The 9527-nt window shown below is 57.6% G+C and carries 9 protein-coding genes; 4 read left to right on the top strand and 5 right to left on the bottom strand.

Going from position 1 to position 9527, the window contains the following annotated elements:
- Positions 1–682 (bottom strand): class I tRNA ligase family protein (locus AXF19_RS15340; protein WP_237141549.1); only part of this gene is annotated, 682 nt, incomplete at its 3' end.
- Between the two features lie 235 nt (positions 683–917).
- Here AXF19_RS15340 and AXF19_RS07875 point away from each other — a divergent pair.
- Positions 918–1670: a sulfite exporter TauE/SafE family protein gene (locus AXF19_RS07875; RefSeq protein ID WP_066847289.1), complete on the top strand. Its 753-nt coding sequence runs from the start codon at positions 918–920 to the stop codon at positions 1668–1670.
- A 47-nt stretch (positions 1671–1717) separates the two neighbouring features.
- Here the strand turns inward: AXF19_RS07875 and AXF19_RS07870 are convergent, their stop codons facing one another.
- Positions 1718–3820 (bottom strand): methyl-accepting chemotaxis protein, encoded by a 2103-nt coding sequence (locus AXF19_RS07870; RefSeq protein ID WP_066847288.1) that lies wholly within the window; start codon positions 3818–3820, stop codon positions 1718–1720.
- 50 nt (positions 3821–3870) lie between these two features.
- Positions 3871–5220: an amino acid permease gene (locus tag AXF19_RS07865; protein ID WP_066847285.1), complete on the bottom strand. Its 1350-nt coding sequence runs from the start codon at positions 5218–5220 to the stop codon at positions 3871–3873.
- Between the two features lie 151 nt (positions 5221–5371).
- On the opposite strand from AXF19_RS07865, the gene AXF19_RS07860 reads away from it, so the two are divergent.
- On the top strand, positions 5372–5998 hold the full coding sequence (locus tag AXF19_RS07860; RefSeq protein ID WP_066847282.1) for a hypothetical protein: 627 nt from the start codon (positions 5372–5374) through the stop codon (positions 5996–5998).
- A complete protein-coding gene (locus AXF19_RS07855; protein ID WP_066847278.1) occupies positions 5995–6651 on the top strand; it encodes an IMPACT family protein in 657 nt (218 codons plus the stop codon). The genes AXF19_RS07860 and AXF19_RS07855 overlap by 4 nt, the downstream gene beginning before the upstream one ends.
- A gap of 26 nt (positions 6652–6677) precedes the next feature.
- Here AXF19_RS07855 and AXF19_RS07850 read toward each other — a convergent pair whose 3' ends face one another.
- Positions 6678–7358 (bottom strand): Crp/Fnr family transcriptional regulator, encoded by a 681-nt coding sequence (locus AXF19_RS07850; protein ID WP_066850137.1) that lies wholly within the window; start codon positions 7356–7358, stop codon positions 6678–6680.
- Positions 7359–7546: 188 nt separating this feature from the next.
- On the opposite strand from AXF19_RS07850, the gene AXF19_RS07845 reads away from it, so the two are divergent.
- Entirely contained in the window at positions 7547–8896 is a 1350-nt protein-coding gene (locus AXF19_RS07845; RefSeq protein ID WP_066847276.1) for an MFS transporter, read from the top strand.
- Positions 8897–8973: 77 nt separating this feature from the next.
- On the opposite strand, the gene narI is transcribed toward AXF19_RS07845, so the two are convergent.
- A partial coding sequence (gene narI, locus AXF19_RS07840) for a respiratory nitrate reductase subunit gamma (RefSeq protein WP_066850134.1) occupies positions 8974–9527 on the bottom strand: 554 nt, incomplete at its 5' end.

Here is a 9527-nt window from a genome sequence, read left to right as displayed (position 1 = left end):
CCTCGCTGCGCCCGATCCAGTTCTCCTGCATCGTCTTGACGCGCTCGGGCCACCCCGGCAGCTTTTCAAGATCGGCAAGCAGCTCATCGGCGTAGTCCGTGATCTTGAAGAACCACTGCGCGAGGTTCTTCTTGTGCACCTCGGACTTGCAGCGCCAGCACTTGCCGTCCTCTACCTGCTCGTTTGCAAGCACCGTACCGCACGTGTCGCACCAGTTGACGGACGCCGCCTTCTTGTACGCAAGCCCCTTCTTGTAGAACAGCTCGAAGAGCCACTGCGTCCAGCGGTAGTAGTCCTCGCGGCAGGTGATGACCTCGCGCGACCAGTCGTACGCGAGCCCTAATGCACGCTGCTGGCGCTCCATGTTCTCAATGTTCGCATACGTCCACTGCGCGGGATGCACCTTGTTCTGGATTGCCGCATTTTCTGCGGGCATGCCAAAGGAATCGAATCCCATCGGGTGCAGGACGTTGTAGCCCTCCATCGTCCGAAAACGTGCGACCACATCGCCAATCGAGTAGTTGCGGACATGACCCATGTGGAGTTTTCCCGACGGATAGGGGAACATCTCAAGCACGTAGTACTTCGGCTTTGTGTCATCCATCTCCGTATGGCAGCTCTGCGCACTCTCCCAGCGCTTCTGCCACTTCTCCTCAATCTCCTGCGGGCAATATCTATCCACTATACTCCTGCTCCTCCCAGTATCGACAAAATGTGAAATTTATTTTTTAATAGTTACGATTCATTATACATGAAAGAGGATGAATGCGTCAATCATAATTCGTATTTCCTGATATAACATCACGGACTTTTTTCCTACAAAACTTTATCTGAATACTTTATCAACGACTGTGTGCTCCACGTTTTTTGTGTTACAATGAATATGCATTGTGACTTCGATAGAAAGGAGGACTGTATTGGAACACTATCTATCGGGCGTCGCCGCGCATATGGGGCCGACGCTTGCCATCTTCTTTGCGGCGTTCATTCAGTCCATCACGGGCTTCGGTCTCGTCATCATTGCCGCCCCCCTCCTCATGTTCTTCTACGAGCCGAAGCTCACCGTGCCGATCATGCTGCTGCTCGCGTGCAGCGGCAATGCCGTGCAGGGCTTTCTCATGCGAAAGCAGGCAAATCTCCCGCTCGTGCGATGGATGTATCTCGGCATGCTCGCAGGGCAGCCCATCGGCTTCTTTTTCTTCACCTACATCTCGAACGATGCGCTGAAGGTCTTTATCAACGTCGTCGTCCTCCTCAGCCTCCTCCTCATGCAGATCTCGCACCGCCGCATCCCCGAATGTCGGCGCAATACCATCATCACAGGGATGCTCTCGGGCTTCACGGCGATCACGACGGGCATGGGCGGCCTGCCCTTCCTCATCTACCTTGCCTACAGCTCGATGCCTCCCAATGTGTTCCGCGCGACCTGCTTCGTCTACTTCTTCCTCGGCAACGCAACCTCACTCATCAGCTACCTCATCGGCGGCTTTCCGCTCGCACCCGCATGGAACGAGTTCATCTACCTCCTGCCCGCGCTCGCCCTCGGCATCATCGCGGGACGCGAGAGCATGCGCTTTATGCCCGCCGCCCTCTTTCGACGACTGATCTTTGCCATGCTCTACATCGCATCGACCTATACCATCGTCTCAATTCTGATAAAATCATTCTGACACAGAAAAAGCGCGGAATCATCCGCGCTTTTTCTGTGCTGTGAAATTTATCGAATGGAGCGGAGCACTTCCTCCAACTCATCGTAGCGTTCATTCAAACGTAAGCCAAGTGCCGCCATGCGCTCGACGGAATCCGTCGAACGTCGGATAGCGCCAAGCCCGCTGTCAAGATTTTTCTTCAGATCTTCAATCCGTCCGTCGAAGCCATGCTCAAAGTTCTCAACCTGATCTTCAAACGCCTGATTCGTTGCAAGCATATTGTCGATCTCCTGCACGTCGCGCAGGAGCTGACTGATCGCCTCATCCGACGCCTCGAGGCGCTCGCGCGTGTTCTCGGAGAGCTTCCGCACCTCACCTGCAACAACGGCGAACCCACGCCCCATCTCGCCCGCGCGCGCCGCCTCAATCGCTGCGTTGAGCGCGAGGAGATTGATCTGCGCGGAGATCTCCGTAATCATGTTCATGACCTGCTCGATCTTCTTCGTACTCTCCGTGAGCCGTTCGAGCTTCGGCGTGATCTCCGCATTTCGTTCGAGCAGTTCCTTCGTCATGTCGCCCTGCCCGCCGAGCCCGCCGCTCAGTTTGTCAATAAGTGCGGAAATGCTCTCCGCACTCTCGCCAACGCGTGCCATCGCCTTGGACATCCCGGCCATCTCGCCGCGATAGGTGTTGAATTCGCGCATGATGCCGTCCTTGAGGCGTCCGATGATCTCCATACGGCAGATTTCATGCTCGAGGAAGGATTTCTGACAGAGCGCATAGACGGACGGGAAACGGTTCATATAGCCGTCATAGAACGAGCCGCCCGAGAGCTGGTAGAAGAAGATCGCCGTCAGGGTCTCGTTGATGTGCATGCCTGCAATCTCGCCAAGTGCGGAGTAGCCCGCAATGGGGAATCCGTCGAAGAGATCAGCGCGGTCAATGTCACCTGCAAAGGTCAGACGACGCAGAATACAGTCGTTCATGACAGCGCCAATGGGGGCGGGCTTTCCCTTCGCGAAGCCTGCATAGTCCGCCTGCAGCGTCTCGATGAATTTGGCACGGCGCAGGAGATAGAGCTCCTCCCCCGCTGTAATGTCGCAGAAGAAGTGCATACGCTTCGTCTCTTCGTCGATTTTTTGCAGGGAGCGGATGTAGAACTGGTTGCCGACACGCGTGGCAAAGGTATAGCCCGCAAGCACGTCCGTAAGCGCGGAAATGTTGGATACGTGCAGATGATCCATCAGCACGTCGGCTAGCGCGATGGGACGCCCGACCCTATCCGCAACGGTGTCCACCGTTCGGAACGTCGTATCCGAACCGATGACCGACCAATGCTCGCCCGTCTCCTCCGCCGCCTGCGTCTTAAAAACGGAGTAGCGATAGTCCTCCGCAAGCTTGACGACAAGTACAACGGCATGGTTCTCGAGCACCTCTCTGCCGTTGTAGATATAGGTATGGGAGAAGTCGAGCGCGCCGCCCGCACTGCCGCCGATGTACGGGCAGGGCAAGCTCTCCGCGTCGTAGAGCGCCCGCAGGACGAAGGACTCGCACGCGCTCACACCGTCGACGTAGACGAAGGCAAAGGTATCATCGAAGCGCACGGGGAACGGGATATTCTCGCGGCGCACATCAGCCGTGATGTGTGCCACACGCTCGGCGGGGGTGAGCGTCACCTCTCCGCGCCGCATATCCTCGTTGTGCAGGGGCAGGGTCATCATATGTGTCTCGGCGATCATGCGCTTGCTGAACACCTGCAGGAGCACCTTCGCACGCCCGTCGCCCGCCTCCATGTAGTAGGAACGCGTGCCGGGCGTATGCGTCAGCTCGCCGCAGGTCGTCATGAGCAGGAGCTTCACATCGGGCGGCGAAGCCGACTGCACGGCGCGTGCCACATCATCCATCGCGAGATCCGCAGAGATAAAGCCAAGCACAATCGCAGGACCACCCGGCACATCGTACAGCTCGCGCAGACGCTCCGCCGTCAGCTCACTGCGCGAGAGGTAGGCGGACTTCATGTCGCCACCCCCAACCGTGCCGAGGCCTGCAAACGGTGCACGCGCCTTCGGTCCATCCTCGTGCACCGCTTCCGGTGCAGCCAGAGGCTTTGCCTTGATCCGATCCGCGAGCGAGACCTCTTCCTCTTTTTGATTCCCAAACAATCCGAGCATAGTTTACCTCCCTATCCAAAGCGGTACTTTAATACAAGTATAACACACCTCTATCTGCGCCGCAAGAATCTATAGAGAATCATTGGAACGACGAGCATCGGAACGCCAAGATAGAGTGCGGAACGCAGTTCCGGCATAAAGATCATGAAGGCGAGACAGAATATCTGTGCCCAGATGCCAAAGAGAGTTACGTATGGGAAAAACGGCATACGATAGCGCAGGAGGTCCACCTGTCCCTGTGCCTCGAGCCTGCGCCGCCGCCGATACTGACTCCAGCAGATCGAGATCCACGCCACCGCACCCGAGAAGCCCGAGAGCGCGAGCAGATAGGTATAGAGTTCAGCGTGAGGATTCATCGCATAGATTGCGATGACGCCCCAGCAGAACACAATCGAGGCGTAGATGGCACGTGAAGGCACCCCCTTTGCACTCAGTCCCTCGAGTACGCGCGGTGCCATGCCCATCGTCGCGAGCGCGTGCACCGTCCGCGCCGCACCATAGAGCCCCGAGTTCGAGCAGGAGATCGCCGCCGTGAGCACGACAAACGAGAAGAGAGCCGCGAGATGCGAGAATCCGTGCTCGGAGAGCGCGGCCGCAAAGACGCTCTCACTGAGCGAGGCGTGATCCCACGGCAGAATCGAGATGAGAAGGGTGATCGGCACGATGTAGAGGGCAATGATCCGCCACGTCACATTGCGCACCGCCGTCGGGATGCTGCGCGCGGGGTCGGCGGTCTCCCCCGCTGCAAGGCCGATGATCTCGGTTCCTTGGAAGTTGACGAGGATAATGACCATCGTGAGCACAATGGCCCAATAACCGTGCGGGGCGAAGCCGCCGCTGCCGAGGAGGATGCGCGTCCCGATATAGCCCTCCTCACCGACGAGCCCGAGGCAGATGAGGAGGGCGACCACGCTGAACGCAACGAGCGCAGTCACCTTGAAGAGGGAGAGCCAGAACTCGCTCTCTCCGAATTTATCGACACGAAACAGATTGAGGATGGTGACGATGAGACCGAAGAACACCGCCCACCAGATTGTTCCAATCTCGGGGAAGAAGCCATTCATGATGATGCCGGCAGCAATCATCTCCGAGGGCACATAGGAGACCCATGTCACCCAGTACGACCAGCCGACGCCGCACGCCCACGTCGCGGAGATATTCTCGCGCGCGTAGACGACGAAGGAGCCCGAGAGCGGCTTTTCCACCGCGAGCTCCGCGAGGCAAAGCATGACCGCGAGGACGATGAGCCCTCCGAGAAGATAGGAGATCATGGCAGCGGGTCCCGCCTGCTCGAGCACATAGCCCGTTCCGAGGAAGTATCCACTCCCGATGACCCCGCCGAGAGAGATGAACTGAAGATGTCTGTGCTTCAGTTTCCGTTTCATTGTCGATTCGCCCATGGGCTTTCTAACACAACCTTTCTGCCCGATTTTTCATGGAAAATTGCGTTCCCATCATACTACAAGAACGCAGAGATTACTACGATTTATTTGACAAAGATGTAATTTTTTATTATCATCAAACCTAGTATATAAAGGAGGAGCTTTTATCATGAAATTCAGAGCCTTGCTGCTCGCTCTCGCGCTTGTCATCACGATCTCGGGCACGACGAGCGCAGCTGTCACCGAACACCGCGAGTCGACGACGAATCTCTCCATTGCCTATCCCATTCTCAGCCTTGAGGACACCGCCGTCGCAAATCTCATCAACGCCGACATCGAGGCGCTTGCCGCAAGCGTGCGCACGGCGTATGACAGCGGCGCATTTTACCGCGGCGAGCTGGGCTACCGTGTCCACCTCGACGATGACAATTTCCTCTCTGTGACGTTCACGGATTTGCGCTACGAGCTGCGCGGAAATCAGCCCATCCGTCACGACTACGGCTATGTCTACTACAAGAAGACGGGGCAGCGTCTGCCGCTCGCGTTCTTCGTCCACGTCACGCCGTCTGATCTCGATGGTGAGGCAGTGAACGGACATCTCTACAACGAGCAGGGGCGCAACACGCCGATTCAGCCCGAGAAGTCCGTGCGCGAGGTGCCGACAAACTACTTCCTCGGCGGGCGCGGCTATGTCTGCCCGATCTTTCAGGCGGGCGAGCTGACGGCGAGCACGGGACCGACCTACATCCTGCTCGACGCGGGCATCGTCGACTACTTCAACCGCAAGAACAAATGACGATGGAAGCCTATACGACGATTACAGGGGAGATACCGACAAGCGGTGTCTCCCCTGTTTCATATGAGATTCAGCGCTCGCGCTTTCTCGCCTATGCCATTCACGCAGAGGACGAGGAGGAGGTGCGCGCATGGCTCGCATCCGTAAAGAAGGAGCACTACGAGGCGCGCCACGTCCCCTATGCGATGGTGCTCGGGGCGCGTGCCGACCGCCAGCGCTCGAGCGATGACGGTGAGCCGGGCGGCACTGCGGGCAGCCCCATCCTAGAGGCAATCAAGGCGCGTGAGATTACAAATGCTGCTGTCGCCGTTGTGCGCTACTTCGGCGGGATCAAGCTCGGCGCAGGCGGACTCATCCGCGCCTATGCGCATGCAGCGGGTCTCGGGCTCGATGCGTCGCCAAAGCTGCGCATGACCCCACTGCATACGATGTACGTGCAGCTCGACTACGATCTCCTCGCCGCTGTCGAGCGCTATGTGCGCGATGCAGAACTCACAACAGGCGAAACGAGCTATGCCGACGATGTCACGCTCACCCTCCTCGTACCGACGGGCGACATCGAGCTCCACCAGCGCGCACTCACCGACCTCACGGCGGGACGCGCGCGATACCAACTGGGCGAGCAAAAGTATATTGCTGTACCGATACCATAACAAAAAACGCCCCGACGGGCGTCTTTTTATTCGATATTGCAGATGTCCTTGCCGCAGTTCTCGCAGTGGATCTCCGCCTTCAAGAATTCGATGTCCTTGATGAGGATGAGGTGGCCGCGCATGGCAATCACGTCATTCTTCTTGAGATCGGCAAGCATGCGGTTGAGACTCTCGCGCGCGGATGCGGAATAGTTCGCGAGCTCCTGATTCGTCAGCGGCACGGAGATGAGAATCCCCTCCTCCGTCTGCATCCCATAGCTGTTCGCAAGGCGGATGAGCGTCGAGTAGAGCGCACCCTTCTTCCCGTAGAGCACGAGGTCGCGGAACTTCAGATGCTGCTTGCGCATGTGCAGTCCGATCAGCTTGAGGAGCGCAATTGATAGATGCGGGTGCTTCTCGAGATAGGATTGGAGAACTGGGAATTCGATCGCATAGACCTCTGAGGCGCTGCGTGCAAGCGCACTGAAAATATAGGTTGGGGTTTCCTCATAGAGCGGCAGCTCACCGATAAGACTCCCCTTCGTTGCGAGACGCAGAGAGAGAACGCGCCCCGACTCACCATATTTTACGATGAAGATATGCCCCGAACGCACGATGTAGAAATAGCGTGCCGCCGTGCCCTCGCGAAACAGATACGCACCATCATGCAGCGAAATCACCTTGCCCGGGATCGACTCCATCTCCCGAATGAGCGCCTCCTGATCCACACGCCTCGCCTCCGTCCTCTCCATAGAATTTTCCTATTATATTTTTCAATATTATCGAAAAAACTGTAAAAAACCTGTGATATTCATCACATCCAAAGAAAAAATTTTTCTCTATAATTTTTTCATATCAATGTTATAGGAAACTCTGATAAGACACCACGCAGAGTTCCGCGATCAAGGTAGGAGAGATGCAAATGGAAAGCAAGGACATCCTCGCCGTCCTCGGCGAGAATCCGTCACGGCGCGACATCCTCGCGCACTGGGATCCGGAGAATGAGGCATTCTGGAAAAAATACGGCGAGCGCGTCGCAAAACAGAACCTCTACACCTCGACATGGGCGCTGACCCTCGCCTTTGTCGCGTGGACGATGTGGGCGACGATTGCCGCGCAGCTGAATCAGGTCGGCTTCCACTTCACGGACAACGAGATCTTTACCCTCGCTGCACTGCCGGGGCTCGTCGGCGCGACGGGACGTCTCATCTACACCTACCTCCCCGCCATCGTCGGCGGACGCAACTGGACGTTCATCTCGACTGCGCTCCTGCTCGTTCCTCTTTTGGGACTCGGGAACGCCTTGACGGACACATCGACGACCTACGATACGTTCGTCCTGCTCGTCGCTGCAATCGGCATTGCGGGCGCAAACTTCTCCTCGTCGATGGCGAACATCGGCTTCTTCTTCCCGAAGTCACAGAAGGGTCTCGCCCTCGGCATCAACGCCGGCATCGGCAACCTCGGCGTTTCGCTCATCTACCTGACTGCGTCGATGCTCCTCGGCGCGAGCTTCGGCGGCCTCTTCGGTGAGCCGCTCATGAACGCGGCGGGCAAGGAGGTCTACCTCCAGAACGTCTGCTACTTCTGGGCGATTCCGACCGCACTCACCCTCGTCCTCGTCTGGATGTTCATGGACAATCTGCCGATTCCGAAGCAGAGTCCCCGCAGCATGATGTCCATCTTCGGCAATAAGCACACATGGCTCATCACCGTCATCTACACCTGCGGCTTCGGCTCGTTCATCGGTTACTCCGCCGCCCTCGCGCTCCTCGTCAACCGCGAGTTCCCCGAGGTCTCCTTCGCCTACGCGGCGTTCCTCGGGCCATTCATCGGTGCGGGCGTGCGCCCCATCGGCGGCTGGGTTGCGGACAAGGTCAACAGCGGCTCGAAGGTCACGTTCTACTCGCTGCTCCTGATGCTTGTCGCCTGTGTCGTCACGGTGCTCGGCATCCAGGCGCACAACTTCGCGCTCTTCTTCGGCGCGTTCCTCGTGCTCTTCTTCTCGACGGGCTTCATCAACGCGGCATCGTTCCGCATGATCCCGTTCGTCTTCGACAGCCCCGTGCACGCCTCGCTCGTCACGGGCTTCACGGCGGCGATTGCGGCATACGGCGCGTTCCTCATCCCGAAGATCTTCGGCTGGTCGTACGCGACGCAGGGCAGTGTCATCCCCGCGTTTTACATTCTCATCGCATTCACCGTCATCACCATCATTATCACATATGTATTCTATGCACGCAAGGGTTCTGGCATAAAATGCTGAGTCCTTTCACGTAAAAACGCCGGCGTCCATCTGTTTAGACCAGATGGACGCCGGCGTTTTATATTGATATGTGACCACTATTTCTTCCGATAGATGATCGGACTCCTCACCAGATACTCAAACGGTGCGCTGAGGCAGTGGACGAGGCGCGTGAACGGGAAGAGGAACGCGACTGCCATCCATGAGAACATGTGGATACGGAACATGAGCGGCACGTTCTCCATGTAGTCGATCTCGGGGCTGAGTGCGAGAACCGAGCGGAACCACGGCGAGATGGTCTCGCGGTAGTCGAATCCGCCCTGCACGGCATTCAGCGTCGTGGACGCGCAGCCCGTAAAGATCGCAAGGAAGAGGAAGAGATAGAGCCACTTGTCCATCGTCGACGTGTTGACCGCCATCCTGTCCTTGCCAAAGCGGCGGATGAGCAGCAGCACAAAGCCGCCGAAAAAGAGAATCCCTGCGGGCGCGCCGCCGCCGAGCGCAATCATGTGGTAGAGGTGCTCGTCGATGCCCGCCGCCTCGGTCATGAACTTCGGGATGAGCACGCCGATGACGTGTCCGCCAAATGCCATGACGAGACCGAGGTGGAACATCGGCCCCGCGATCTTCAGGTCGCTCTTGGAGAGGAACT

This window comes from Selenomonas sp. oral taxon 126 (assembly GCF_001683335.1).
Lineage (GTDB): Bacteria > Bacillota > Negativicutes > Selenomonadales > Selenomonadaceae > Centipeda.
The sequence above is the reverse complement of the archived record's forward strand: the minus strand, read 5'-3'. Positions and strand labels throughout refer to the sequence as shown.

Coding starts and splice junctions, on each gene's coding strand:
- AXF19_RS07870 (WP_066847288.1), bottom strand. CDS start 3,820: ATGCTCGGATTGTTTGGGAATCAAAAAGAGGAAGAGGTCTCGCTCGCG.
- AXF19_RS07865 (WP_066847285.1), bottom strand. CDS start 5,220: ATGGGCGAATCGACAATGAAACGGAAACTGAAGCACAGACATCTTCAG.
- AXF19_RS07860 (WP_066847282.1), top strand. CDS start 5,372: ATGAAATTCAGAGCCTTGCTGCTCGCTCTCGCGCTTGTCATCACGATC.
- AXF19_RS07855 (WP_066847278.1), top strand. CDS start 5,995: ATGACGATGGAAGCCTATACGACGATTACAGGGGAGATACCGACAAGC.
- AXF19_RS07845 (WP_066847276.1), top strand. CDS start 7,547: ATGCAAATGGAAAGCAAGGACATCCTCGCCGTCCTCGGCGAGAATCCG.